22 protein-coding genes are annotated in these 25,318 nt (G+C 71.9%); 12 read left to right on the top strand and 10 right to left on the bottom strand.

Annotation, left to right across the window (positions count from 1 at the left end; translation table 11 throughout):
* Positions 1–238 precede the first annotated feature (238 nt).
* Positions 239–910 carry a pyridoxamine 5'-phosphate oxidase gene (pdxH, locus tag WMI84_RS04885; protein WP_347350924.1) on the bottom strand — a complete coding sequence of 224 codons (672 nt, stop codon included), beginning with the start codon at positions 908–910 and terminating at the stop codon, positions 239–241.
* Between the two features lie 119 nt (positions 911–1,029).
* Between pdxH and WMI84_RS04880 the strand changes: the two genes are divergently transcribed.
* Positions 1,030–1,407 (top strand): hypothetical protein, encoded by a 378-nt coding sequence (locus tag WMI84_RS04880; protein WP_347350922.1) that lies wholly within the window; start codon positions 1,030–1,032, stop codon positions 1,405–1,407.
* A 15-nt stretch (positions 1,408–1,422) separates the two neighbouring features.
* Here WMI84_RS04880 and WMI84_RS04875 read toward each other — a convergent pair whose 3' ends face one another.
* Complete coding sequence (locus WMI84_RS04875; protein WP_347350920.1) at positions 1,423–2,049, bottom strand: pentapeptide repeat-containing protein; 627 nt, start codon at positions 2,047–2,049, stop codon at positions 1,423–1,425.
* Positions 2,050–2,235: 186 nt separating this feature from the next.
* On the opposite strand from WMI84_RS04875, the gene WMI84_RS04870 reads away from it, so the two are divergent.
* Together WMI84_RS04870 and serC are read left to right on the top strand one after the other, a co-directional pair.
* Positions 2,236–3,126: a hypothetical protein gene (locus WMI84_RS04870; RefSeq protein ID WP_347350919.1), complete on the top strand. Its 891-nt coding sequence runs from the start codon at positions 2,236–2,238 to the stop codon at positions 3,124–3,126.
* 189 nt (positions 3,127–3,315) lie between these two features.
* Positions 3,316–4,443 (top strand): phosphoserine transaminase, encoded by a 1,128-nt coding sequence (gene serC / locus WMI84_RS04865; protein ID WP_347350917.1) that lies wholly within the window; start codon positions 3,316–3,318, stop codon positions 4,441–4,443.
* Positions 4,444–4,539: 96 nt separating this feature from the next.
* On the opposite strand, the gene WMI84_RS04860 is transcribed toward serC, so the two are convergent.
* Both WMI84_RS04860 and WMI84_RS04855 read right to left on the bottom strand, forming a co-directional pair.
* Positions 4,540–5,841, bottom strand: a complete 1,302-nt coding sequence (locus WMI84_RS04860) for an MFS transporter (protein WP_347350915.1) — start codon at positions 5,839–5,841, stop codon at positions 4,540–4,542.
* Positions 5,838–6,269 (bottom strand): MarR family transcriptional regulator, encoded by a 432-nt coding sequence (locus WMI84_RS04855; protein ID WP_347350943.1) that lies wholly within the window; start codon positions 6,267–6,269, stop codon positions 5,838–5,840. Before WMI84_RS04855 ends, WMI84_RS04860 begins: the two co-directional genes overlap by 4 nt.
* Before the next feature lie 196 nt (positions 6,270–6,465).
* Here WMI84_RS04855 and putP point away from each other — a divergent pair, with 196 nt between their 5' ends.
* Positions 6,466–8,007 (top strand): sodium/proline symporter PutP, encoded by a 1,542-nt coding sequence (gene putP, locus WMI84_RS04850; RefSeq protein WP_347350913.1) that lies wholly within the window; start codon positions 6,466–6,468, stop codon positions 8,005–8,007.
* A gap of 183 nt (positions 8,008–8,190) precedes the next feature.
* Here putP and WMI84_RS04845 read toward each other — a convergent pair whose 3' ends face one another.
* The gene (locus tag WMI84_RS04845) at positions 8,191–9,687 is read right to left on the bottom strand and encodes an NCS2 family permease (RefSeq protein WP_347350911.1); all 1,497 of its coding nucleotides are present in this window, start codon (positions 9,685–9,687) and stop codon (positions 8,191–8,193) included.
* Between the two features lie 59 nt (positions 9,688–9,746).
* Between WMI84_RS04845 and WMI84_RS04840 the strand changes: the two genes are divergently transcribed.
* Positions 9,747–10,004, top strand: coding sequence for a DUF2530 domain-containing protein (locus WMI84_RS04840; RefSeq protein ID WP_347350910.1), 258 nt, complete (start codon positions 9,747–9,749; stop codon positions 10,002–10,004).
* A gap of 24 nt (positions 10,005–10,028) precedes the next feature.
* Here the strand turns inward: WMI84_RS04840 and WMI84_RS04835 are convergent, their stop codons facing one another.
* The 3 genes from WMI84_RS04835 to WMI84_RS04825 form a co-directional block, all read right to left on the bottom strand.
* Complete coding sequence (locus WMI84_RS04835; RefSeq protein WP_347350909.1) at positions 10,029–11,096, bottom strand: DUF3027 domain-containing protein; 1,068 nt, start codon at positions 11,094–11,096, stop codon at positions 10,029–10,031.
* Position 11,097: 1 nt separating this feature from the next.
* The gene (locus tag WMI84_RS04830; protein WP_347350907.1) at positions 11,098–11,493 is read right to left on the bottom strand and encodes a cold-shock protein; all 396 of its coding nucleotides are present in this window, start codon (positions 11,491–11,493) and stop codon (positions 11,098–11,100) included.
* Between the two features lie 102 nt (positions 11,494–11,595).
* Positions 11,596–12,549 carry an aldose 1-epimerase family protein gene (locus WMI84_RS04825; RefSeq protein ID WP_347350905.1) on the bottom strand — a complete coding sequence of 318 codons (954 nt, stop codon included), beginning with the start codon at positions 12,547–12,549 and terminating at the stop codon, positions 11,596–11,598.
* Between the two features lie 34 nt (positions 12,550–12,583).
* Between WMI84_RS04825 and WMI84_RS04820 the strand changes: the two genes are divergently transcribed.
* Together WMI84_RS04820 and WMI84_RS04815 are read left to right on the top strand one after the other, a co-directional pair.
* On the top strand, positions 12,584–14,866 hold the full coding sequence (locus tag WMI84_RS04820) for a helicase-associated domain-containing protein (RefSeq protein WP_347350903.1): 2,283 nt from the start codon (positions 12,584–12,586) through the stop codon (positions 14,864–14,866).
* 167 nt (positions 14,867–15,033) lie between these two features.
* Complete coding sequence (locus WMI84_RS04815) at positions 15,034–16,719, top strand: APC family permease (RefSeq protein ID WP_347350901.1); 1,686 nt, start codon at positions 15,034–15,036, stop codon at positions 16,717–16,719.
* Between the two features lie 64 nt (positions 16,720–16,783).
* On the opposite strand, the gene WMI84_RS04810 is transcribed toward WMI84_RS04815, so the two are convergent.
* Complete coding sequence (locus WMI84_RS04810) at positions 16,784–17,716, bottom strand: hydroxymethylglutaryl-CoA lyase (RefSeq protein WP_347350899.1); 933 nt, start codon at positions 17,714–17,716, stop codon at positions 16,784–16,786.
* A 251-nt stretch (positions 17,717–17,967) separates the two neighbouring features.
* On the opposite strand from WMI84_RS04810, the gene WMI84_RS04805 reads away from it, so the two are divergent.
* On the top strand, positions 17,968–19,191 hold the full coding sequence (locus WMI84_RS04805) for a M20 family metallopeptidase (RefSeq protein WP_347350897.1): 1,224 nt from the start codon (positions 17,968–17,970) through the stop codon (positions 19,189–19,191).
* Between the two features lie 60 nt (positions 19,192–19,251).
* Positions 19,252–20,904, top strand: coding sequence for a DNA repair helicase XPB (locus WMI84_RS04800; protein ID WP_347350896.1), 1,653 nt, complete (start codon positions 19,252–19,254; stop codon positions 20,902–20,904).
* An 18-nt stretch (positions 20,905–20,922) separates the two neighbouring features.
* Here WMI84_RS04800 and WMI84_RS04795 read toward each other — a convergent pair whose 3' ends face one another.
* Positions 20,923–21,690 (bottom strand): sulfite exporter TauE/SafE family protein, encoded by a 768-nt coding sequence (locus WMI84_RS04795; RefSeq protein WP_347350894.1) that lies wholly within the window; start codon positions 21,688–21,690, stop codon positions 20,923–20,925.
* A gap of 90 nt (positions 21,691–21,780) precedes the next feature.
* Between WMI84_RS04795 and WMI84_RS04790 the strand changes: the two genes are divergently transcribed.
* The 3 genes from WMI84_RS04790 (at position 21,781) to WMI84_RS04780 (ending at position 25,318) form a co-directional block, all read left to right on the top strand.
* Positions 21,781–22,497, top strand: coding sequence for a response regulator transcription factor (locus WMI84_RS04790; protein ID WP_347350892.1), 717 nt, complete (start codon positions 21,781–21,783; stop codon positions 22,495–22,497).
* Between the two features lie 61 nt (positions 22,498–22,558).
* Positions 22,559–23,983, top strand: a complete 1,425-nt coding sequence (locus WMI84_RS04785; protein WP_347350890.1) for an ATP-binding protein — start codon at positions 22,559–22,561, stop codon at positions 23,981–23,983.
* Between the two features lie 69 nt (positions 23,984–24,052).
* Positions 24,053–25,318, top strand: coding sequence for a trypsin-like peptidase domain-containing protein (locus tag WMI84_RS04780; RefSeq protein WP_347350888.1), 1,266 nt, complete (start codon positions 24,053–24,055; stop codon positions 25,316–25,318).

Here is a 25,318-nt window from a genome sequence, read left to right as displayed (position 1 = left end):
GTCACCCCCAGGCGACCCGCCGATCCGCGAGAAACCCCTTGCCCGACGCAGCACCCCGTCGTAGCGTCGGACCAAGAGCAGAGAAGGGAGGTGATCCGAGAAGTGATTTCTTCCGGAACGTGTGAGGTGGCTGCCCGATAGTCGGGTATCCACCGACACCAAGGACAGAGGGAGCGGGACGACCCGGACGGTCGTCCCGCTTCTCTAATCCCGCTCGTGTCCTGGCTCGTGTCCTGGATCAAGGCTGCCGGCGGCTCACCACCCACGAGCCGGGGTCGCCCAGGCTGCCCTCGCCGGTGCGGGTGAACACGATGCGGTCGTGCAGCCGGTTCGCCCGGCCGGCCCAGAACTCCACCTCGTCACACCGGATCCGCCACCCGCCCCAGAAGTCGGGCACCGGCACGTCCTCCGGGTCGCCGGTGTCCGGGAACCGCTCGCCGGCCTGCGCCCACTGCTGCTCCAGCTCCGCGCGGCTGTCCACCGGGCGCGACTGCCGGGAGGCCCACGCGGAGAGCCGGGCGCCGTACGGGCGGTGGTCGAAGTAGGTGTGCACCTCCTGCCGGCCCAGCAGCTCTGCGCGCCCGCGGAAGCGGATCGCCCGGTAGCGCCACGGCCAGGTCAGGGTGGCCGCGACCCACGGGTTGCCGCGCAGCTCCTCGCTCTTGGTCGACCCGAGGTTGGTGACGAAGCCCGGGCCGCGCTCGTCGAAGAACCGCATGAGCACGGTGCGCACGTTGGGATGGCCGGCGGCATCGACGGTCGCGACGCAGATCGCGGTCGGCTCCAGGGACCGCGGGCTGTCCAGGGCGGCGGTGATCGCGTCCTCGACCCACGCCTTGGCCTGCAGGTAGGGCGAGGGCTCGAGCTCGGACTCGCTGAGCCCGTCTCCGGTGTAGTCGACACGAGGCACGGCTGGCACATCTCCTTCCGTCATTGGCACAGACTAGGGTGGGCACGTCCGGCCGCTGCCGGACGTGTCGCATCGCCGGGCGAGCCCGGTGGGCACCCGCGTGATCGAGGAGGGCCCGGATGACGCGCAGCCGCCGGCTGCTGGCGACCGCGGTCGTGCTCGGGGTCAGATACGGTCCCCGGGTCTGGGTGGCGGCCCAGGCGCTGCGCGGGCCCGCGGAGAAGGTCGTCGCGAGCGAGCAGGCCCGCCGAGCGGCATACGCACACGCCCGGACCGTCTCGGAGGGCAGCATCCTCAAGGTCTACCGCGGCGAGCGCGCCCACTGGGTCGTTTTCACCGGCGACACGGCGATCACCGTCCACCCGATGACCGACGTCCCGCTCGCCGACCTGCTCCGCGGCGCCGACCTCACGCGACGGGTGCACACCGACGTTCGCGTCTCCGCGAAGGCACGGCTGCGCGACCACGCCGCGACCGCGCTGCGGCGCTCGCACTGAGCTCGACGATGCCGCTCACCCCTCGGTGACCTCGATGCCCGCCTCGGCCGCCAGGACGGGGCCGAGGTCGATCAGTTGCAGACGACTGACCCGGGCCCCGCGCAGGCCGGCGACGCCGTGGGGTGAGACGAGCTCGGCCCCGGCGAGGTCGAGGGTGTTGTAGCGACCCCGCCCGAACTCTGGCTCGACGAGCCGGCACCCGTCGAAGCGGACCGTGTCGACCGTCGCCTCCTGCAGGTCGAACTCGATGAGCACGCAGTCCTCAAACGTGACGTTCTTCAGGGTCGCACCACGCAGGTTGAGGAAGTCGATCTTGCCGCCACGAACGGTGACCCCACGCCAGTGCGATCCCAACGCCGAGACCGCCCCGAGTCGACACCGGTCGATGACGACGTCGTGCAGGCTCGCCTCGACCAGGGAGATCCCCGCGCCGTGGAGTCGCTCCCAGGTGCACCTGGACCACCGCGAACCGTCGAGAAAGGCCTCGCTGAGGTCGCACCCGACGAGGGTGCACTCCAGGAACGTGCGTCCCTGCGCGTAAGCGCGGGTGAAGTCGGTGGCCTCGAACCGGTAACCGTCGAGGTCGACGTCCTGCCCTACGAAGCTCGGGTCTGGGAATAGCCGCTGGTCGGGGATCTGCACCGTGCCATCATGACGCGAACGAACGCCCGGCGAACGAACGCACCGTGCTCCGCCACGTGCGTCGCATTGACGAGTCTGCGCTGGCTGCTGGCGACGCAGACTCGTCAACGCGACGCAGCGGCAACCTCGGGCCGGTTGTCCACAGGCTCCAGCGGCGAGCCCGCCGTTTCGGCGACGATGGGAGGCATGCCAGCGATGCCGTCCGAGTTCGCCCTGCGCGAGGTCTTCTCGGCGGCCCAGGCATGCCGCGCCGGAGTCACCTCCGACGCCTTGGCCAGGCTCGTAGGCACGGGCGATGCGTATCCGCTGATCCGCGGCTGGTACGCCACGCGCCCGCCACAGGACCAGACCGACTGGAACCGCCTGGCCACCCGAGCCGCGTTCCTCCGGATGGGTCGACGAGCCATGGCGAGCCACACCTCCGGCCTCATCTGGCACGGCCTGCCCACGGTGTATGCCGGACTCGCCCGGGTGCACCTGACCCGGATCGGCCCTGGCTCGTCGCGGATCCGCCCGCCGGTGAAGCTGCATGCCGCGATCCCGGGGCTCGAGGCGTCAGACCGTGTCCCAGTGGCCCATGCCGTCATCCAGTCCGGCCTCGAGTACCAGCCGCTGACCGCGCTCGCCGCTGCCGACGCGGCCCTCCACACCGGCCGGACGAGCCTCGGTGAGCTGACGGCGGCACTCCCGATCTTCGCCGGGCACACCAATGTCGGCCCGGTTCGGGCCATTCTGGCCGAGGCCGACGCGCGGATCGAGTCACCCGGCGAGAGCATCCTCGGGCACCGGGTACGGTCTCTGGGCTGGGAGGTCGAGCCGCAGTTCCGGGTCGAGACAGACTCCGGGTGCAGGTTCGCCGACTTCCGCGTCAGGGGGACCCGGCTGCTGCTCGAGTTCGACGGAGCCATCAAGTATCGCGGTGACGACGGCCCGGGCGCCGTGTTCCGGGAGAAGCGCCGCGAAGACTCGTTCCGGCGCCGACAGTGGCTCATGGCGCGCTTCGTCTGGTCCGAGCTGGACAGCATCCATCTGATCGACCGACGTATCCGAACCGTCCTTCAGGACGACGCGGCCTGATGCAAGATGCGGCGCGTTGACGCGTCTGCGCTGCCTGAAGACGGCGTGGATACGGCGAGGCGACGCGTTCGGAGCCGAGAACGCCGTCCACCCGATGACCCGCCGAGGTGGTCCGGCCGGGATGTGCGCTTCAATGGACGGCGACAACGGCGTCGCACCCCTGTATCCCCTTGAGCGAAGGCAACAACCGTGACCGATGCACCTGCCGTGACCATCCCCCGGGACCTGCTGCCCAGCGACGGCCGGTTCGGGTCCGGTCCCTCGAAGGTCCGCCCCGAGCAGGTCGACTACCTGAGCTCGATCTCCCGGACCGTGCTCGGCACCTCGCACCGGCAGGCGCCGGTCCGGAACCTCGTCGGCGCCGTCCGGGAGGGGCTGGCGAGCCTGTTCAGCCTGCCGGAGGACTATGAGGTGGTCCTCGGCAACGGCGGCTCGACGGCGTTCTGGGACATCGCGGCATTCGGGCTCGTGCGCGATCGCGCGCAGCACCTGTCGTTCGGTGAGTTCTCGAGCAAGTTCGCCAAGGTGACCCTCCGGGCGCCGTTCCTCGGCGAGCCGACGATCATCGAGTCTCCGCCCGGCACGCTCGCCGAGCCGAAGGCCGAGGCCGGGGTCGACGTCTACGCCTGGCCCCACAACGAGACCTCGACGGGTGTGATGGCCCCGGTGCGGCGGGTCGAGCGCACCGGCGACACGCTCGTGCTGGTCGACGCGACCTCCGGCGCCGGCGGCCTGCCGGTCGACGTGCGCGAGGCCGACGTCTACTACTTCGCGCCGCAGAAGTCCTTCGCCTCCGACGGTGGTCTCTGGCTCGCGCTCTTCTCCCCCGCCGCGCTCGCCCGCGTCGAGCAGATCGCGGCCACGGACCGCTGGGTGCCCGACTTCTTCAGCCTGCCGACCGCGATCGAGAACAGCCGCAAGAACCAGACCTACAACACCCCCGCGGTGGCCACGCTGGCGATGCTCGCCGCCCAGCTCGAGTGGCTGAACGGCAACGGCGGCCTCAGCTGGGCGACCTCGCGGACCGAGGACTCGTCGACCCGCCTGTACGAGTGGGCCGAGCGGACGTCCTACACGACGCCCTATGTCGCCGAGCCGGCAGCACGCTCGCGGGTCGTGGGCACCATCGACTTCGACGACGCGGTCGATGCCGCTGCAGTCGCCGGGGTGCTGCGGGCCAACGGCGTGGTCGACGTCGAGCCGTACCGCAAGCTGGGCCGCAACCAGCTGCGGGTCGCGATGTTCCCGGCCGTCGAGCCCGAGGACGTCACCAGGCTTACCCGGTGCATCGACCACGTGGTGGCCGCGCTGGCCTGACCGAGGCCGGTCAGCGGTTCACGATGGCCGCGACGAGGGCGATCGCCAAGAACAGGGCCAGCGCGGCGATGGTGATCCGGTGGCGGAACTTGAAGTTCACTTGACCGCCTCGGGAGCCGGCTCGCTGGGCTCCGGCAGCGCCGGACGGTTCACGGCGATGCTGATGCGGGGGTGACCCTGGGCCCGGAAGCTCACCGCCACATTGTGCGTCCTGGCGGCCCAGACGGCCACGACCAGAAGCGACAGGCCGACCATGATCGTGCCGATCGCGATGGTCCAGCGGGCCCCGAAGGCGTCGCCGATCCAGCCGATGACCGGCGAGCCGAGTGGGGTGCCGCCGAAGAAGATCGCCATGTAGAGGGCCATCACCCGGCCGCGCATGGCCGGGTCGACCGCCAGCTGGACCGTGGCGTTCGCGGTGGTCAGCGCGGTCAGCGACGCGAGCCCGGTCGGCACGAGGAAGACGGCGAACAGGGCATAGCTCGGCGCGATCGACAGCAGCAGCGTCGCTGCCGTGAAGCCGGTCAGGGCGACCAGCAGGATCCGCAGCCGGGGGTGGTTGCGACGGGCCGCGATCAGGGCGCCGACCAGCGAGCCGACCGCCATGATCGAGCCGAGCAGGCCGTACTCGCCGGCTCCCTTGTGGAACACCTGAGTGGCCATCAGCGCCGTCGTCATCTGGAAGTTCATCCCGAACGTGCCGAGGATGAACACGAGGAACATCACCAGCTGGATGTCCGGGCGGCCCTTGACGTAGCGCAGCCCCTCGCGGATCTGGCCCTTGCCACGCGACTTCGGGGCAGGGGTGAGCTCGGCGGGGTTCATCCGGGCCAGCGCGGCGAGGACGAACAGGAAGCTCGCGGCGTTCACGAACAGGGCAGGGGCGATCCCGGCGACGGCGATGACCAGGCCGGCGACACCGGGGCCCACGAGTCGGCCGAGGTTGAACGAGGCGCTGTTGAGCGCGACCGCGTTGGCCAGGTGGTCCCGGCCGACCATCTCGGATACGAACGTCTGCCGCGCCGGGTTGTCGAACGCGGTAGCGACGCCCTGGGCGAACGCGATGAGGTAGACGTGCCAGAGCTGCACGACCCCCAGGGCCGTGATCACCGCCAGCACGAGCGCAGTCAGCAGCAGGGCCGACTGGGTCATGAACAGCAGGCGGCGGTTCGGGACACGGTCGGCGACCATGCCGGCCCAGGGCGCGAGGATCAGGAAGGGCAGGAACTGCAGCCCGGTCACGATGCCGAGGGCCGAGGCCGACCCGGCGGTCAGCACCGTCAGGACGAGCCAGTCCTGGGCGACCCGGCCCATCCAGGTGCCGACGTTCGAGACGATGGAGCCGCTGGCGTAGATCCGGTAGTTGCGGACGCCCAAGGACTGGAAAGTGGGGCTCACTCGCTCGCCACCTTGAGCAGGACGTCGCGCACCGAGGCCAGCAGCGCGTGCTCCTGCTCGGTCAGACCCTCGAACCGTTGCAGCATCCACTCGTCACGGTGGCGGCGGATCCGTCTGAGGGCCTTCAGGCCCTCCGGGGTGAGCGAGAGGATGACCTGTCGCCCGTCCTGCGGGTCGTCCGCACGGGACACGTAGCCCGCCTCGACCAGGCAGTTCGTCGTGCGCTTCATGCTCGGCGCCGAGACCCGTTCGATCTCGGCGAGCTCGCTGTTGGTCCGCGGAGTGGACTCGAGCCGGGACAGCACCGAGAACTGGTGCGGCGGCAGGAGCAGGTCCGACTCGTAGCGCACCCGGCGCGAGATGCGCATGCAGGCCAGACGCAGGTCGCTCGCCAGCCGCGCGAGTTCCGTCCGGCTCAACGCGGTCACCTCAGCGCGGGCCCGTTCGCCCTGTCCACCCACTGCTTCCCATCCCTCCTGACAACTAGTTAGCGTAACTCATTAGTCGTGCTAATCATTCCGAGGGTCGGGCCGGCAGATGGGTCCGGGGCGGCCGGCGTGCGTTTACACGGGCGCGAGCGCGGTGCTAGCGTCTTCTGGCGCCCCCCAGAGTGAGGACCGTGCCATGGACGCCAAGACGTTCCATCTCATCGCGATCGTGCTCTACTTCATCGGGATGCTGGCCATCGGCTACTTCGCCTACCGACGCACCTCCGACCTGGACGACTACATGCTGGCCGGGCGTGGGCTGCGGCCGGGCGTGGCCGCCCTGTCCGCGGGCGCGGCCGACATGTCGGGCTGGCTGCTGATGGGTCTGCCCGGGCTGATCTACTCCGTGGGCCTGGTCGGTGCCTGGATGTCCATCGGGCTGGTCATCGGGGCCTGGGTGAACTGGAAGATCGTGGCGCCGCGGCTGCGGGCCTACACCGAGGTGTCGCAGAACGCCATCACCATCCCGAGCTTCTTCGAGAAGCGGCTCAAGGACCACTCGCACGCCCTGCGGATCTCGGCCAGCCTGATAGTGCTGGTGTTCTTCACGTTCTACGTCTCGTCGGGCATGGTCGCGGCCGGCAAGTTCTTCATGTCCTCCTTCGGCTGGGGCTACACGAGCGGTCTGCTGCTGGTCGTGGTCATCACGCTGCTCTACACCACGTTCGGCGGCTTCCTCGGGGCGACCCTGACCGACGTGGCACAGGGGCTGCTGATGCTGGGCGCACTCATCGCGGTGCCGATCGTGGCGGTCTTCCAGGCCGGTGGGATCGGGACCGTGATCGAGCGGATGAACGCGGCCAAGCCCGACGTGCTCAACCTCTTCGCAGGGTTCGGCGAGGGGAGCAGCCTGCTGTGGACGCTGGGCATCATCTCGACCGCGTCGTGGGGGCTGGGCTACTTCGGCCAGCCGCACATCGTGGTGCGCTTCATGGCCCTGCGCACCCCCGCCGATGCGACGGCCGCCCGGCGCATCGGGATCGGGTGGATGGTCCTGGTCACGCTCGGGGCGATCGCCACGGCCCTGGTCGGCATCGGCTACTTCGCCAACAACCCGGCCAGACAGCTGGGTGACCCGGAGACCGTCTTCCTGCTGTTGAGCGAGATCTTCTTCCACCCGCTCGTGGCCGGGTTCGTGCTCGCGGCGGTGCTGGCGGCGATCATGTCGACGATGTCCTCGCAGCTGGTCGTGTGCTCGTCCGCGCTCGTCGAGGACCTCTACAACATCCTCGGCAAGAAGTCGACCCCCCACAAGGAGGTGCTGCTCGGTCGCTCCGGCGTGCTCGCCGTGGCCGTCATCGCCTTCCTGCTCGCGCTCAACCCCGACTCCTCCGTCCTCAGCCTGGTGGCGTTCGCCTGGGCCGGGTTCGGTGGCGCGTTCGGCCCGATCGTCCTGCTCAGCCTGTACTGGCGTGGCCTCACCGCGCGAGGCGCCCTGGCAGGCATGCTCTCCGGTGCGGTGGTGGTCTTCGTCTGGGGCTCCATCGAGGCCCTGACGAGCCGGATGTACGAGATCGTGCCGGGCTTCCTGACCGGGCTTCTCGTCGCCTGGCTCGTCTCCCGGCTGACCGCGAAGGACGACGAGGACGTCCAGGCGGAGTTCACCGCCATGGAGCGCGAGCTGCGCAAGGGCGGCTTCGGCGTGCGGGACACTGCGCCCGTCTCCGCCCGGCCCTGACGGTCCGGGTTCGGCCTGACGAGACCCGGGTTCAGCGCTGACGATCCCGATCCCGGGTTCGGCTCTGACGGAACCCGGATTCGGCTGAGCGTTGCGTCCCCGCCTTGGCGCCACCGGGGTTGTGCGTGGTTGTGGTCGCCAGGGCAGCCACAACCACGCACAGCCCGCGGCGGGTGGACTTGGTCAGCCGGTCAGGAGCGACTCGATCGGCGCCTTGGCGAAGAAGACCACGAAGGCTGCCGCGATGATCCACAGGAGCGGGTGGATCATCCGGGCGTGGCCCCGGGAGATCTTGATCGCGACCCAGGCGATGAAGCCGGCCCCCATCCCGACGGTGATGTTGTAGGTGAACGGCATCAGCACGATCGTCAGGAAGGCCGGGATCGCGACCTCCATGTCGCGCCAGTCGATCCCGGTCACCTGCTGCATCATCAGAAAGCCGACGATGACGAGGGCGGGCGCGGCCGCCTCCGAGGGCACGATCGCGAACACCGGAGCCAGGAAGGTGGCCAGCAGGAAGAGCACGCCGGTGACGATGGACGCGAGCCCGGTGCGCGCGCCCTCGCCGACGCCGGAGGCCGACTCGACGTACGAGGTGTTGCTGCTGATCCCGGCCGCGCCGCCGGCCGCTGCGGCGATCGAGTCGACCACGAGGATCTGCTCGGTCCGCGGCGGCGTGCCGTCCTCGTCGAGCAGGCCGGCCTCGGCACCGATCGCCACGATCGTGCCCATCGTGTCGAAGAAGTCGGCCAGCAGCAGGGTGAAGACGAACATCACCGCGGTGACCACGCCGAGCTTCTCGAAGGACCCGAGCAGGCTGAACTGGCCGAGGATCCCGAAGTCGGGGGTGTTCGTCGGGTGCGCCGGCCACTGCGGGACGCTCAGGGCCCACGACTCCGGGTTGGTCAGCTTGCCGTCCTCGAAGACCCGTGGCCCGATGTGGAACAGCGCCTCGAACACCATCGCCAGGGCGGTCGCGACGACGATGCCGATCAGGATCGCCCCCTTGACCTTGCGGATGACCAGCACCGCCATCAGGAGCACGCCGACGACGAAGACGACGGTCGGCCAGCCGTCGAGGCTGCCCCCGATGCCGAGCTCGCTGGGGACCGTGCCGTTCAGCGGGGGCCGGGCGAAGCCCGCGTCGATGACGCCGATGTAGGCGATGAACAGGCCGATCCCGACCGAGATCGCCACCTTCAACGGACGGGGGATCGCATGGAAGACCGCGGTGCGAAAGCCCGTCAGCACCAGGACGAGGATGATCACGCCCTCGATGACGACCAGCCCCATCATGTCGGCGAAGGTGATCCGCTCGGTCGCCGCGTGCGCGACGACCGCACTGGCGATCAGGCCGTTGATCCCCAGGCCCGCTGCGAGCGCGATCGGGAAGTTGGCGACCAGGCCCATCAGGATCGACATGACACCGGCCACCAGGGCCGTGCCCGCCGCGACGAGCAGCTTGCTGTGGGTCAGGTCGCCGGTGCCGCCGATGAAGCCGCCCGAGCCGTCGCGGATGCCCGACAGGATGATCGGGTTGAGCACCACGATGTAGATCATCGTGAAGAAGGTGACGAAGCCGCCGCGCACCTCCCGGGCCAGGCTGGAGCCGCGCTCGCTGATCCGGAAGTACGTGTCCAGGCGAGAGCGCGGCGAGCGGGTCGATGTCTCGGTCGACATGGCGCTCACCCTAGTTGCCGCGGGCGGGAGCGAGCCGCCGGACACTCTAGGGTGGACGGGTGGCGACCGACGAGACCCGGCCCGGCGCGGCCCGTCCGGACGACGACGTCGTGACCCCGGTACACGTGCCGATGGTCCGGGTGTTCCAGATCGGCATGCTCGGCTGGCTCGTCGCGCTCATCGTCGTACTGGTGGTGCCCACCCTGCACACCGGCGACCGGTCGTGGTGGCCGTGGTGCTGCGTGACCGGGCTCGCCCTGGGGGCGATCGGGCTGCTCTACCTCAGACGGGGGCGCGGCAACGCGGCCGACGCCTGAGCCGCGACGGTTCCGGCCCGACGATCAGTCGGTATGCCGCTGTGCCGGCGCACGCTGGTCCGCCGTCTCGGGTTCGGCCACCGGCTCAGGCTCGGCCACCGTCTCGCGCTCGGCCACCGTCTCGCGCTCGGCCACCGTCTCGAGCTCGGCCACCGGCTCGGGCCCGGCCACCGGCTCGGGCCCGGCCACCGGCTCGGGCCCGGCCACCGGCTCGCGCTCGGCCACCGGCTCGGGCTCGTCGACTGTCTCGGGGCCGTCATCCTCGGCAGCCACCTCCCCGGTCGGATCGACGCTCTCGGTCGAGCCGGCGCTCGGGGGCAGGCTGTCGGGCTGCTCCGGCTGCTGGACCTCGATGTCCACGGCGAGCTCGTCGAGCACCGGGTCGGGCACCGGAGTCGGCTGCGAGCGCCGGACGTCGACCTCGGAGTGGGCGCCGCAGCCGTGGTCGAGCGACACGACGTGGCCGTCCGAGGGGGACCACTCGTTCGCGCAGATGCCGAACACGGCCCGCAGGGCACCGGCCATCGGGACGTAGTAACCGCACGTAGCGCACGGTTCCGGGGCCTTCTGGGCCACCTCGGAGCTCGGCCCGGCCTCCCCCTCGTACCACCGGGTGGCGGCGCATGCGCGCCCCTCGGCGGACAGCACCCGGTGGCGCCCCAGCCCCAGCTCCCAGAAGGCCATCTCGTCTACGTCCTCGTCGCCGGTCGCCTCGAAGCCCTCCTCGAGGTTGGGGTCGTCGGCCCGGTAGGGCAGCACGTCGCCGGCGCCGAGGTCGCCGGGGGCGATCCGGTCGGCGTAGGGCACCCAGTCCGGGGCGAGAACCGCCTCGGGCCCGGGCAGCAGGTTGGTCTCGCAGACGGTCGCCGTGCGGGAGCGGGACACCCGGGCGACGCTGGCCCCCCAGCGCCAGCCGTGGTAACCCGGCGAGAGGCACTCGAACCAGTGCATGGCCAGCCGTCCGGCGAGCATCTCCATGCCGAGGTGCTCGCCCACCGTGCCCGGCTCGGCGATCTGCTCGATCTCGGTGCGCGCGAGCAGCACGGCGTCGGCGAGGACGGCGTCCTTCTTCACGACCGCGGCCGGAGGCACCTCAACCCTCCAGGTCGTCCGCGACGCGGCGCAGCACCTGGGCGACCTTGGCGCCGACCTTGCGGTCGGGGTAGCGCCCCTTGCGCAGCCCGGTGCTGACCCCGTCGAGCAGCTGCATCAGGTCCTCGATGATGACGACCATCTCCTCGGCCGGCTTGCGGTCACGTTCGCGCCGGTTGGCGGCCACCGACTGGGCCGGCCCGAGGACGCGGACCGAAAGAGCCTGCGCCCCCCGGCGACCCTCCACGATCCCGAACTCGACCCGGGCGCCCTTCTTCAGGGTCGTCAGACCCGCAGGCAGGGCGCTCGCGTGCAGGAACACGTCGCCGCCCTCGTCCTCGGCGATGAAGCCGAAGCCCTTTTCGGCGTCGTAGAACCTGACCTTGCCAGTGGGCACAGTCCACCCCTTGCTCGTCGCTCTCGAAAGTGAGTCCCAGCCTAACTGGACTCACCCCTCCCCCGAACCGACCGCTCGTCGGAAGGGCGCCCCGGCCGCAGGTCAGCCGGGGTGGATCCCCCACGTGCCGGTCCACTCCCGACCGGGCTCGAGGACGACCAGGCCCGTGCCGGAGTTGAAGGCGTCGGCGGGACACGACATCGGCTCGACCGCGATGCCCGGTGCGCCCTTGCCCTCGTGGGCCGCCCCGGTGAACACCTGCAGCCACGGGAACGCGGCGTCGGCCCAGAGGGTCACCGACCCGAGCGGCTCGGAGCCGACCCGGCAGCGCCACATCCCGTCGGCATCTCGGGCCACGTCGGTGTAGGCGGTGTCCACGACCTCGGACCCCACCCGGCGGCCGGACCGGAAGTCGTACCGGGTGCCCGCGACGGGGCGGGCCCCGGCCGGCAACATCCGCTCGTCGGTCGCGAGCCAGGTCGCGGCGGGCACGGTGAGCTCGACGTCCGCGACCGGTGCCACACCGATGGACAGGTAGGGGTGGGCGCCATACCCGAACGGCGCCGGATCGCGGCCGACGTTGCGGGCCGCGGTCGTGACGACCAGACCGGTGTCGTCCAGGGCGTAGGTCGTGCGCAGGTCGAGGTGATGCGGCCAGCCCGGCTGCGGGTGGAGCCGGAACCGGACCGTCACCGAGTCGCGTTCGTCCTCGAGCAGCTCCCAGAGCGACCAGCGCACCAGCCCGTGGCTCGCATTGTGCCGCGGCACCTCGGTGATGGCCAGCTGCTCGACCCGCCCGGCGAACTCGTAGCGCCCGTCGCGGATCCGGTTCGGCCACGGCATCAGCTGCTGGCCCCGACCGGACCGGCACTCCTCGTCGGCGCGGTACCCGGCCACGACCGGCACACCGTCGCGGGTGAGGGTCCGCAGTCCCCCGCCGACCTCGACCACCGTCGCCTCGAACGGCCCGTGCGCGATCGTGAACTGCTGCCCGGTCGGCGCCGGGGCCCCCACGCCGGCGTCCTCGCTCGTGTCCTCGCTGCGGTCGGCGCTCATGCCCTAGAGGGTACTGGCGACTAGGTTTGACGACATGGCCGTGCCGAGCCGGAGCCTCGCCGACGACATCCGTCGCCGCACCGACGACGAGCTCGTGGCGCTGGTGCTGGCCCGACCCGACCTGGCCCGGCCGGCCCCGGCCGACCTGACCGGCCTCGCGGCGCGGGCCGGCACCCGGGCGAGCGTCCAGCGGGCCGTCGAGGCGCTGGACCAGGGTCACCTGCAGGTCCTGGAGGCGCTCGTGCTGGCCGGCGAGGGCGCCACCCCCACCGACGTCCGCCGCCTGCTCGCCGCCGCGGAGGCCGACGACGCGACGGTCGGCGCCATCGTCGAGGACCTCCGGCGCGTGGCCCTGCTCTGGCGCACGGACGGCGTGCACCACGTCGTGCGCACCGTCCCCGAGGTCCTCGGCCGAACCGTCGCGGGGCTCGGCGCCCCGATCCGCGACCTGCGCCCGACCCCGAGCCGCGCCACCGCCACGATCGAGGACCCCACCGCGCTCGCCGCCCTGCTGGACGAGGCGCCGCCGGCCGCCCGGGCCGTGCTCGACCGGATGGCGTGGGGTCCGCCGCTCGGCGTCCCACCGACCGGGGGCGCGGGACGAACGGCGGTGGGCTGGCTCCTCGAGCACCAGCTGCTGGTCAGCGTCCCGTCCGACCGCGTCGCCCTGCCGCGCGAGGTCGGCCTCGCCCTGCGCGGCGGTCGGCTGCACCGCACGACCGCCCTGACGGCGCCCGACCTGCCCACGCGCCCCGTCGCCGCCGTCGACGCCCTCGCCGGCGGCGCCGCCAGCGACCTGCTGACCCGGGTCGACGAGGTCGCCGAGGCGTGGGGCGCCGAACCGCCGCGCGTCCTGCGGTCCGGTGGTCTGGCCGTACGCGACCTCAGGCGGGCCGGCGAGCTGCTCGACACCGGCACCGAGCGCGCGGGGTTCCTCCTCGAGGTGATGTATGCCGCCCAGCTGGTCGCCGACGACGGCGAGCTCGCGCCGGTGTGGGCTCCCACGCCACGGCTGGACGAGTGGTCCGCGGCCCAGGCCGGCCGGCGCTGGGCGGTCCTGGCCGCCGCGTGGTTGCAGTCGACCCGGGCCCCGCACCTCGTGGGGCAGCGCACCCCCGCCGCCTCCGGGCCGGCGAACGCGCTCGGGCCGGACCTGCAGTGGCCGCCGATCCGGGCGATCCGGCACGACGTGCTCACCGAGCTCGCCGGCCTGCCGACGGGAGCCGCCCCGAAGCCGGAGGACCTGCTGCGCCGGCTGCTCTGGCGCCGCCCGCTGCGCTCCGGCGCCGTGCTGGCCGACGCGGTCACCGGGGTGCTGCGCGAGGCCGAATGGCTCGGGGTGACCGGCCGCGGCGCCCTCTCCACCGCGGGCCGGGCGCTGCTCGGCGACGGCACCGGCGAGCCCCGGCTCGAGCCGGCGGTCGGCGCGATGACGGCCGAGCTCCCGCCACCGGTCGACCACATCCTCGTGCAGGCCGACCTGACGGCCGTCGCCCCCGGCCCCCTAGTCGGCAGCCTCGCCGCGTTCATGCGCCTGGCCGCCGACGTCGAGTCCAGAGGCGGCGCGACGGTCTACCGCTTCGCCGCCGGGTCCCTGCGCCGGGCGCTCGACGCCGGCTGGTCGGCCGACGAGCTGCTCGACACCCTCCGGCGGGCCAGCCGCACCCCGCTGCCGCAGCCGCTCGAGTACCTCGTCACCGACGTCGCCCGCCGGCACGGCCGCACGCGGGTGGGCGGCTCGGCGGCATACGTCCGCTCGGACGACAACGCGGTCCTCGAGGCGATGCTCACCAGCCACGACCTCGCCCCGCTGCTGCTGCGGCGCATCGCGCCGACCGTCCTGGTGTCGCAGACGAACCCGGCCATGGTGACGCAGCTGCTGCACGACGCCGGGTTCTCGCCCGTCGTCGAGTCGCCGGAGGGAGCCGTCGTCGTGGCCCCGGTGCCACGGCGCCGGGCCCGCAGCCGCCGCGCCCCGGCACTGGCGCTCTCCCCCGTCGACGAGCCGTTCACGCGCTCCCTCGTCGCGGGCCTGCGCATGGCGCAGCAGGCGTCCGACGTGCGGCGCGCCGAGGAGGAGCACCGCGAGGGGCCGCGCATCCCGGCGACCGATCCCGTCGTCACCCTGGCCCTGCTGCGCGACGCCGCCGCGGACCGGCACGGGGTGTGGGTCGGCGTGACCGACCGGCACGGCGCCACGACCCGGGAGCTGATCCACCCGCGGCGGATCGACGGCGGCCAGGTCCGGGCAACCGACGCGGCCGGCCACGAGAAGACCTACTCGGTCCACCGGATAACCGGCGCCACCCTGGCCTGACGTCCGCTCCCAGCGGGGTCACCAGCGTTCTTCAGGGGATTACCAGAGTGGAGGCCGACGATCGTCTACGGGCTGGAAGGTCCCTGCAGGTGCGCTGATGATCTCGCGCACCGGGGTCCGTCCCGAGCAGGCGGCGCCGTCCGACCCGGCTGCAGAAGGAGCGAAGGATGACAGTTGAGACAAAACGCAGCGCCGCCGTCGCAGGCGACGACCCCAGACTGAAGAAGGGGCTCGGCACCGTCAGCCTGCTGTTCACCGCGATCGGGTCCATCATCGGGTCCGGGTGGTTGTTCAGCTCGCTGGCCGCCGCGAAGATCGCCGGTCCAGGGGCGATCATCTCGTGGGTCATCGGCGCGATCATGTTCATCTTCATCGGGCTGGCCTACTCCGAGCTGGGCACGATGTTCCCGCACTCGGGCGGCGTCGCGCGCTACCCGCACTACTCGTTCGGGTCCTTCACCAGCTATTCGATGGGCTGGGTGACCTGGCTGGCCGCCGCCGCGGTCGCGCCGGTCGAGGTCTCGGCAGTGCTGACCTATGCGACCAGCTACCTGCCGTGGCTGGAGAACTCCAACACGACCCTGACCGGGGTCGGCATCCTCGTGGCCGTCGTGCTCATGGCGATCTTCGTCGGGATCAACTACATGGGCGTGAAGTGGTTCACCCGGGTCAACAACGTGGCCGTGTGGTGGAAGCTGGGCATGATCGGCCTGGTCATCGTCATGCTGCTCATCCACTTCAACGGCAGCCACCTCAGCAGCTTCGGCGGGTTCCTGCCCTACGGGTGGCACGGCGTCTTCTCGGCCATCCCGGCGGCGGCGATCGCCTTCTCCTTCTTCGGCTTCCGCCAGGGCATCGAGCTGTCCGGCGAGACCGACAACCCGAAGCGGAACGTGCCGCTGACCCTGCTCGGCTCGGTCGTCATCTGCGGGATCCTCTACATCCTGCTGCAGTTGGCGTTCATCGGGACCGTGCCGGAGACCGCCTTCACGCACGGCTGGGCCGGCATCGGCGCCGGGTTCGTCTCCACGACCGGAGCCGCCGCCAACTTCGCCCCCCTGGCGGCGATCGCGAGCGTGCTCGGCCTGGTCTGGCTGGCCGGGCTGCTCTACGCCGACGCGATCATCTCCCCGAGCGACACCGCGATGATCTACCTCAAGGTCACCACCCGCATGTCCTACGCGATGGGGCGCAACCGCAACGCCCCGGCCGCCCTGTCCAAGGTCAACGACAACGGCGTCCCGTGGGTCAGCCTGATCCTCGCCTGGGTCGTCGGGTGCATCTTCTTCCTCCCGTTCCCCAGCTGGCAGTCCCTGGTCGGGATCGTCACCAGCATGACGGTGCTGTCCTTCGGCAGCGGGCCGATCGCGCTGCTGGCCATGCGCAAGCAGCTGCCCCACCAGCACCGCCCGTTCAGCCTCGGCGTCGCCGTGTGGCCGGTCGCGTTCCTGGCCCTGCTCGCCACGAACCTGATCATGTACTGGTCCGGCTGGGACCAGGTCTGGAAGATGATGCTGGCCATCCTGCTCGGCTACGTCCTGCTCGGCGTCTTCCACCTGCTCGACAAGGGGCGGGCGCCGAAGCTGGAGTTCCGCAACGGCTACTGGGTGCTCATCTGGTTCGCCGGCATCACCCTGGTCAGCTACCTGGGCCAGTTCTCCGGGGTCGCCGGACAGACCGACGCCGGCGAGCTGAACTACCTGGACTTCAACGCGGGCATCATCGCCAACATCATCCTGTCGCTCGTCGTCATGGCCGTCGCATGGACCTGCCAGCTCCCGAGCCACCGCGTGCACGAGATCCTCAACGAGACGGACAACCCCGCGAGCATCGGCTCGATCATGGACGACTGACCGCGACGTCGCCGCGCACCAGGTGGACCGACGGGGACCCCCGTCGGTCCACCTGCGTACGGGGTCAGCCCCCGGCCAGCGCCCGGACGACCCGGGAGGGGCTGGGCCGACCCAGCAGGCGCGCCATCCAGGCGCTCGTCTCGACCAGCCTGTCGAGGTCCACGCCGGTAGAGACGCCGGCCCCGGCCAGCGCCCACACGAGGTCCTCGGTGGCCAGGTTGCCGGTGGCCGACTTCGCGTAGGGGCAGCCGCCGAGCCCGCCGGCGGCCGCGTCGACCGTGGCCACCCCGTCCTGCAGGGCGGCCAGCGTGTTGGCGAGCGCCTGCCCGTATGTGTCGTGGAAGTGGACGGCGACCCGTTCGGTGCCGATCCCGCGCCGGGCCAGGGCCTCGAGGAGCCGGTGGACGTGACCGGTCGTGCCGACGCCGATCGTGTCGCCGAGGCTGAGCTCGTCGCAGCCCAGGCCCATCAGCCGCTCGGCGACGTCGACGACCTGCTCGACCGGGACCGGCCCCTCCCACGGGTCGCCGAAGCACATCGACACGTAGGCGCGCACCCACAGCCCGTCGGACCTGGCCCGCTTCACGACCGGCTCGAACATCGCGTACTGCTCCGCGACGGAGCGGTTGAGGTTCTTCTGCGCGAAGGTCTCGGTGGCCGAGCCGAAGATCGCGATGGCCTGCAGGCCGAGCTGCTCGGCCCGGTCCAGCCCGCGCTCGTTGGGCACCAGGGCCGGCCGACGCCGGCCGACGCCGTCGGGGCCCAGGGCGGCGAGCACCTCCTCGGCATCGCCCATCTGCGGCACCCACCTGGCCGGGACGAACGAGGTGGTCTCGATCGTGCCGAGCCCGGCGGCCTCGAGCCGCCTGATGAACTCGACCTTGGCCGCCGCCGGGACCACGGTCTGCTCGTTCTGCAGGCCGTCTCGCGGGCCGACCTCGTAGATGGTGACCTGGGCGGGCAGCCCGGATGCCGGCTCGACCTGGGGGGTGCGCATGGCTCCATGGTGGCAGGCCCCCCTGGGCGTGCAAACCCGTCGGCGCGCCCGCTCCCCGGGCGACGCCCCGAGTTGCCGGCACTGCACCAGCTCCGCCTGCGTCGCCCCCGAGCCGCCGCCACCGCACCAGCTCCGCGACCGGCGGCCCAACCGCCGACGGAGTAGGTTGCGGAACGTCCGGGCCGGACGAGCGGACCCGGACGAACCGGACCGGACGAACCGGACGGGACCAGCGAACGGCAGGAGCACCAATGAGCTTGCACGACGATGCGACCGCGATGGCGGCCGATCTGGTGGCGCTGCGGCACGAGCTGCACCAGGACCCGGAGATCGGCCTGGTCCTGCCCCGCACGCAGGCGAAGGTGCTGGCCGCCCTGGACGGGCTCCCGCTGGAGGTGAGCACCGGCACCCGGACGACCTCGGTCACGGCCGTGCTGCGCGGCACCGGGAGCAGCGGCTCGCCGGACAGCACCCCGGCGGTGCTGCTGCGCGGGGACATGGACGCCCTGCCGGTGACCGAGCGGGCCGAGGTGCCCTACCGCTCGCGGGTCGAGGGCGCCATGCACGCCTGCGGCCACGACCTGCACACGACGATGCTGGTCGGCGCGGCCCGGCTGCTGTCCGCGCACCGGGAGCGCCTCGAGGGGGACGTGGTGTTCATGTTCCAGCCCGGCGAGGAGGGCTGGGACGGGGCCGGTGTCATGATCGAGGAGGGCGTCCTCGACGCCGCCGGCCGCCGCGTGGACGCGGCCTTCGGTCTGCACGTCTTCTCCGCGATCGCCCCGCACGCCACCTTCCTCACCCGAGCAGGGACGATCATGTCCGCCTCGGACGAGCTGCACGCCACCGTGCAGGGGGCGGGCGGGCACGGGTCGGCACCGCACCAGGCCAAGGACCCGGTCCCGGCCGCCGCCGAGATCGTCCTGGCGCTGCAGGCGATGGTCACGCGCCAGTTCGACGTCTTCGACCCGGTCGTGCTCACCGTGGGCCAGCTGCACGCCGGCACCAGGTCCAACATCATCCCGGACGAGGCCTACCTGGAGGCGACCGTCCGTACGTTCTCCGAGGGGTCCCAGGAGCGGATGGCCGAGTCGGCTCCACGACTGGTGAGGCAGGTCGCCGCCGCTCACGGCCTCGAGTCGAGCGTCGACTTCGTGCGCGGGTACCCGATGACGGTCAACGACGTCGACGAGACGGCGTTCGCCGCCCGGACGGTCGCCGAGGTGTTCGGGCCGGCGCGCCACGCCGCCCTCGCCGCACCGGTGGGCGCGTCCGAGGACTTCTCCCGGGTCCTGCAGCAGGTGCCCGGCAGCTTCCTGTTCCTCGGCGCGGTCCCCCCGGGGCGCGACCCCGCCACCGCGCCGATGAACCACTCGCCGCTGGCGACCTTCGACGACTCCGTCCTGCCCGACGGTGCCACGATCTACGCCGAGCTCGCGGTACGACGGCTCGCGGCGCTGGCGGCCCCGCGCTGAACCGGCCCACCGCGAGGTCCCCGGGAACACGGGCACCACCGAGGGTGTTGGTCACTCGTGATGAACGACGGAGCCCTGATCGTCCAGAGCGACAAGACCCTGCTGCTCGAGGTCGCCCACCCGCGGGCGGAGGAGGCACGTCGGGCGATCGCGCCGTTCGCCGAGCTGGAGCGGGCCCCCGAGCACGTGCACACCTACCGGGTTACCCCCCTCGGCCTGTGGAACGCCCGCGCGGCGGGGCACGACGCCGAGCAGGTGGTCGACGCGCTGATCACCCACAGCCGCTACCCGGTCCCCCATGCCCTGCTGGTCGACGTCGCCGAGACGATGGACCGGTACGGCCGGCTCACCATCGAGAAGGAGGGGTTCGCCGACGACCCCACCGGGACCCGGCTGGTGCTGCGGACCACCGACCGGCCCGTGCTCGAGGAGGTACTGCGGTCCAAGCGGATCCGGCCGCTGACCGGTGAGCGGGTCGACGAGCTGGCCGTGGTCGTCCACCCGAGCGAGCGCGGCCGGCTGAAGCAGGAGCTGGTCAAGCTGGGCTGGCCCGCGGAGGACCTCGCCGGCTACGTCGACGGGGAGGCCCACCCGATCGACCTGGTCCAGCAGGGCTGGCAGCTGCGGCCCTACCAGCAGCAGGCGGTCGACGGCTTCTGGCACGGCGGCTCCGGTGTCGTGGTGCTGCCCTGCGGCGCCGGCAAGACACTCGTCGGCGCCGGGGCGATGGCCGCCGCCAAGGCCACGACCCTGATCCTCGTCACCAACACCGTCGCCGCCCGGCAGTGGAAGGACGAGCTGCTGCGGCGCACCACCCTGACCGAGGACGAGATCGGCGAGTACTCCGGAGCCCGCAAGGAGGTCCGACCGGTCACGATCGCCACCTACCAGGTCCTGACGACCCGTCGGAAGGGGGCCTACACGCACCTCGACCTGCTCGACGCGCGCGACTGGGGCCTGATCGTCTACGACGAGGTCCACCTGCTGCCCGCGCCGGTCTTCCGGATGACCGCCGACCTGCAGGCCCGCCGCCGGCTCGGCCTGACCGCGACCCTCGTGCGCGAGGACGGCCGCGAGGCCGACGTCTTCTCGCTCATCGGGCCGAAGCGGTTCGACGCGCCGTGGAAGGACATCGAGGCCCAGGGCTGGATCGCCCCGGCCGACTGCGTCGAGGTGCGCGTCTCCCTGCCGGACGGCCAGCGGATGGCCTACGCGACGGCCGAGCCCGACGACCGGTACCGGCTCGCGGCCTGCTCCGACGCGAAGCTCGCGGTCATCGAGAAGCTGGCCGAGCGGCATACCGGCGAGCCCACCCTGATCATCGGGCAGTACCTCGACCAGCTCCACGAGCTGGCCGAGCGGCTCGGCGCCGACGTCATCACCGGCGAGACGACGGTCCCGGAGCGGCAGCGGCTGTACGCCGCGTTCCGGGCCGGGCAGGTGCGCCGGCTGGTCGTCTCGAAGGTCGCGAACTTCTCGGTCGACCTGCCCGAGGCGTCGGTCGCGATCCAGGTGAGCGGCACGTTCGGCTCGCGCCAGGAGGAGGCCCAGCGGCTCGGTCGGGTGCTGCGCCCGAAGGGCGACGGGCGCACTGCCCACTTCTACACGGTCGTGGCGCGCGACACCGTCGACGCCGAGTTCGCCGCCCACCGGCAGCGGTTCCTGGCCGAGCAGGGGTACGCCTACCGGATCGTGGACGCCGACGACCTGTGACCCGCGTGGCCGGGGTGGTCACTGCAACGCCGTCTCCACGCCGACGACCGCCGCGATCAGCACGAGGAAGACGGCGAAGGCGCGCATGAGGTGGGCGCCGCGCAGTCGCCCCGAGACGCGGGTGCCCAACGCCGTACCGACCCCGGTGCCGACCGCGAAGGTCAGCACGAGCAGCCACGGTATGCCGCCCACCCCCTTCCCGACGAAGCGCGTGACCAGCGCCGCGACGGCGTTGACGCAGATGACGACGAGGCTGGTGGCCGTCGCCCGGGCGGGCGTCATCCGCATGACGAGCGCCAGGGCCGGCACGGTGGCGAACCCGCCTCCCACGCCGAAGAACCCGGTGAGCGCACCGATGCCCAGAGCGGTCGGGACCAGCTTGCCGACCGACCCCTCCCCCGGCCCCGCGGAGGCGGATGCGTCGTGGTCGGCCCGGCGCCACATCAGGACCGCGACCGCGGCGAGCAGGACCGCGAAGGAGCCCAGCAGCAGGCGGGGGTCGGCGGCATACGACAGCCGCGCGCCGACGACCGAGCCGGCGATGCCGAGCCCGCCGAAGACCAGCCCGGTGCGCCAGTCGACCCGGTCCTGGCCCCGCATGGCGGCCAGCCCCACGACGGCACCGAAGAGCACCACGACCAGCGAGATCGTCGTGGCCTGGTGGGCCGGCTGGTCGAGGGCGTAGACGAGCACGGGCACGGACAGCACCGCCCCGCCGCCCCCGAGGCCGCCCATGACGAGACCGACGACCAGCCCCACCAGGGGGGCCAGCACCCACGTCGTCACGGCTGCCAGCGTAGGCGCTGCCGCCGGTCCGGAGCCGGTGCACATCCCGCTCCCAGCCAACTCACAGGCAACGTGGTGACACTGTGGAGCGTGCAGACCCAGGCCCCCGAGGCCCGCCTCCTCGTGGTGGAGGACGAGCCGAACATCCGCGAACTGCTCGCGACCTCGCTCCGCTTCGCCGGCTTCGCGGTCGAGACCGCCGAGGACGGGACGAGCGCGCTCGCCCTGGCCGAGAGCTCCGAGCCCGACCTCGTCGTGCTCGACGTCATGCTGCCCGACGTCGACGGCTTCGAGGTGACCCGGCGGCTGCGCGACCGCGGCCGCCAGCAGCCCATCGTCTTCGTCACCGCCCGCGACTCCGTCGGCGACAAGATCGCCGGCCTGACCGTCGGCGGCGACGACTACGTCACCAAGCCGTTCAGCCTCGAGGAGGTCGTGGCCCGCATCCGGGCGGTCCTGCGGCGCACGCGCGGATCGGCCGAGGACGACACCGCCACGCTGCGCTTCCACGACCTCGAGCTCGACGAGGACTCGCACGAGGTGCGTCGCGCCGGGCGGGTCATCGAGCTGTCCCCCACGGAGTTCAAGCTGCTGCGCTACCTGCTGCTCAACCCGAACCGGGTCCTGTCCAAGCTGCAGATCCTCGACCACGTCTGGGACTACGACTTCCGCGGCGAGTCGGGGATCGTCGAGTCGTACATCTCCTACCTGCGGCGCAAGATCGACGTCGACGGCCTGCCCAACCTGATCCACACCAAGCGCGGCGTCGGGTACGTGCTGCGGGTTCCGCCCGAGTCGTCGCCCTGACCGGGTGGCCGGCATCGACGGATCGAGGCGACCGGGCCGGAGGCGGTTTGCGCTGCGCGCGATGCCGCTGCGGTGGCGGCTGCTGACCGTCGCGCTCGGCCTGATCCTGACCGCTCTCGTGCTGACCCTGGTCGTCACGAGCGCGCTGCTCAACCACTACCTGCGCGGGCAGGCCGAACAGGAGCTGCGGGTCTACGCGGCCAGCATCGTCACCAAGCTGCAGACGACCCAGCTCGAGCAGGGGCAGGCCCTGCTGCCGACCGGGTTCACGCTGCGGGTGATCCCGGCCGACGGCGACCAGCAGCTCTCCTTCGGCGAGGCGGTGACCGAGAAGGACCGGGCCGACATCCCCATCATCCGGCCCGACGACCCGCGGGTCACGCACGGCCAGGTCTTCACCGTCGGCTCCGTCGGCGGCGGGGTGCAGTGGCTCGCCCTGGCCACGACGAACCACGACCGCAGCGCGACCTTCGTCGTCGCGCTCTCACTGCGCAGCCTGGCCGCGACGGTGACCCAGTTCATCTGGTATGCCGCCGCGATCGGGCTGATCGTCCTCTGCGTCTGCGCGGTCATCGGCTGGTTCCTCGTCCGGCGTGTGTTCCGGCCGCTGACCGAGATCGAGGACACGGCGGCGGCCATCGCCGGCGGCGACCTGACCCGCCGCATCCAGGTGCCCGGCACCCGCGACGAGGTGGCCTCGCTGTCGCGTTCGCTGAACGTCATGCTCGCCCGGATCGAGCGGGCCTTCGCGGTGCGCCAGGCCAACGAGGCGCGGATGCGCCGGTTCATCGCCGACGCGTCGCACGAGCTGCGCACCCCGCTCGCAGCGGTCTCCGGGTACGCGGAACTCTACCGACAGGGTGCGCTGCGGACCGACGACGAGGTGGGCGGCGCGATGGCCCGCATCGAGGGCGAGAGCCACCGGATGCGCGACCTGGTCGACGACCTGCTGACCCTTGCCCGCCTCGACGGCGAACGGCCGCTCCAGTTCGGCTCGGTCGACCTGGCCGTGCTGGCCGCCGACGCCGCGCAGGACGCACGCACCATCGACCCGGCTCGCAGCGTGAGCGCGACCGGGATCGCCGGGCCGATCCGGCCCACCGAGCTGGTCGCGGACGAGAAGCAGCTGCGCCAGGTCGTGACGAACCTGGTGACGAACGCTCGCGTGCACACCCCTCCCGGAACGGCCATCCAGATCCTCGTCGGGCCGCTCGACCGCGGCCACGTGGCGCTCGCGGTCCGCGACCACGGGTACGGCATCCGGGAGGCGGACCGGGCCACGGTCTTCGAGCGGTTCTACCGGGCCGACGCCTCCCGCAGCCGCGGACACGGGGGCGGCAACGGGCTGGGCCTGGCCATCGTCGAGGCGATCGTCACCGCGCACGGCGGCACCGTGCGCGCCGACGAGACACCCGGCGGGGGTGCCACCTTCATCGTCGAGCTGCCCGTCCAGCCACCGACCCCGGACCACACAGCGGACTCATAGGAAGGCCAGAGGGGTAACCAAAGCAGCAGGTGTGGAATGTGGAGCAACCAGCCGATCGAAGGAGCCGCCATGACCATGGCACCCGGGACCCACAACCCCATGTCTGCGGTGCCCCCACCGCCGGGGCCCGAGCCGACGCCGCCGGGACACCGCGACCCCGAGCCGGAGCGTCGGCCCAGACGGCGCATCGTGGAGCTGACCGGGGTCGCCCTGCTCGCCGCGGTCCTGGCCAGCGGCGGCACGTATGCGGCGCTGCAGGTCGGAGGCGGCGGCGCGACGCCGGCGACGAGCTCGCAGACCCTCGTGCAGGGCGACACCTCACCGACGGTGATCCAGGGCGACGCCGCGGCGCCGGACTGGACCGCGGTCGCCAAGGCGGTCACCCCCAGCGTCGTGAGCATCACGGTGACCCTGCAGAACGGCGAGGCCCAGGGCTCCGGCGTCATCATCGACGGGCAGGCCCACGTCCTGACGAACAACCACGTCGTGGCCGGCGCGACCAAGGGGTCGATCACGGTGAGCCTGAACGACGGGCGCACCTACGCCGCCTCGATCGTGGGCACCGACCCCTCGACCGACCTGGCCGTCGTCAAGATCGAGGGAGCCCCTGCCGACCTGATCCCGATGACCCTGGGCAACTCGGACACGCTGTCCGTCGGTGACCCCGTCATGGCCGTCGGCAACCCGCTCGGCCTGTCGGGCACGGTGACGACCGGCATCATCAGCGCGCTCGACCGTCCGGTGACCACGCAGTCGAGCGAGCAGAACGAGTCGCCGTTCGGTGAGGGCGACCAGACCAGCAGCGACACCGTCGTGACGAACGCGATCCAGACCTCTGCCGCGATCAACCCAGGCAACTCCGGCGGCGCGCTCGTGAACGCCAAGGGCGAGCTGATCGGCATCAACAGCTCGATCGCCGAGCTCGGCAACAGCGGGCCCTTCAGCAGCGGCCAGAGCGGCAACATCGGGATCGGGTTCGCGATCCCGGTCAACGAGGCCAAGACCATCGCGAGCCAGCTCATCGAGAAGGGCCACGCCGAGCACGCCTTCCTCGGCGTGAGCGCCCGCGACGCCGTCGTCACCGACGGCGCGGCGAAGCGGGCCGGTGCCGAGGTGGTCCAGGTCGTGCCGGACACCCCGGCCGCCAAGGGCGGGGTCGAGCAGGGCGACGTGATCATCATGGTCAACGGCGAGCGCATCGAGTCCTCGACCGCGCTCGTGGCCCAGATCCGCGAGATGCAGGCGGGCCAGCAGGCCAAGCTGACCGTCGTGCGCAAGGGCCAGCGTCAGGAGCTGACCGTGACCCTCGCCGTCAAGCCGGCCGGCTCCGACTGA

The sequence above is a fragment of the Intrasporangium sp. genome (genome assembly GCF_039812505.1).
GTDB lineage: Bacteria > Actinomycetota > Actinomycetes > Actinomycetales > Dermatophilaceae > Intrasporangium_A.
Note: the sequence above shows the minus strand (reverse complement) of the source record. Positions and strands in the feature narration are given on the sequence as shown.

Coding starts and splice junctions, on each gene's coding strand:
- WMI84_RS04810 (WP_347350899.1), bottom strand. CDS start 17,716: ATGCGCACCCCCCAGGTCGAGCCGGCATCCGGGCTGCCCGCCCAGGTC.
- WMI84_RS04845 (WP_347350911.1), bottom strand. CDS start 9,687: ATGTCGACCGAGACATCGACCCGCTCGCCGCGCTCTCGCCTGGACACG.
- WMI84_RS04870 (WP_347350919.1), top strand. CDS start 2,236: ATGCCAGCGATGCCGTCCGAGTTCGCCCTGCGCGAGGTCTTCTCGGCG.
- WMI84_RS04780 (WP_347350888.1), top strand. CDS start 24,053: ATGACCATGGCACCCGGGACCCACAACCCCATGTCTGCGGTGCCCCCA.
- WMI84_RS04815 (WP_347350901.1), top strand. CDS start 15,034: ATGACAGTTGAGACAAAACGCAGCGCCGCCGTCGCAGGCGACGACCCC.
- WMI84_RS04820 (WP_347350903.1), top strand. CDS start 12,584: ATGGCCGTGCCGAGCCGGAGCCTCGCCGACGACATCCGTCGCCGCACC.
- WMI84_RS04805 (WP_347350897.1), top strand. CDS start 17,968: ATGAGCTTGCACGACGATGCGACCGCGATGGCGGCCGATCTGGTGGCG.
- putP (WP_347350913.1), top strand. CDS start 6,466: ATGGACGCCAAGACGTTCCATCTCATCGCGATCGTGCTCTACTTCATC.
- WMI84_RS04785 (WP_347350890.1), top strand. CDS start 22,559: ATGCCGCTGCGGTGGCGGCTGCTGACCGTCGCGCTCGGCCTGATCCTG.
- WMI84_RS04880 (WP_347350922.1), top strand. CDS start 1,030: ATGACGCGCAGCCGCCGGCTGCTGGCGACCGCGGTCGTGCTCGGGGTC.
- WMI84_RS04825 (WP_347350905.1), bottom strand. CDS start 12,549: ATGAGCGCCGACCGCAGCGAGGACACGAGCGAGGACGCCGGCGTGGGG.
- WMI84_RS04800 (WP_347350896.1), top strand. CDS start 19,252: ATGAACGACGGAGCCCTGATCGTCCAGAGCGACAAGACCCTGCTGCTC.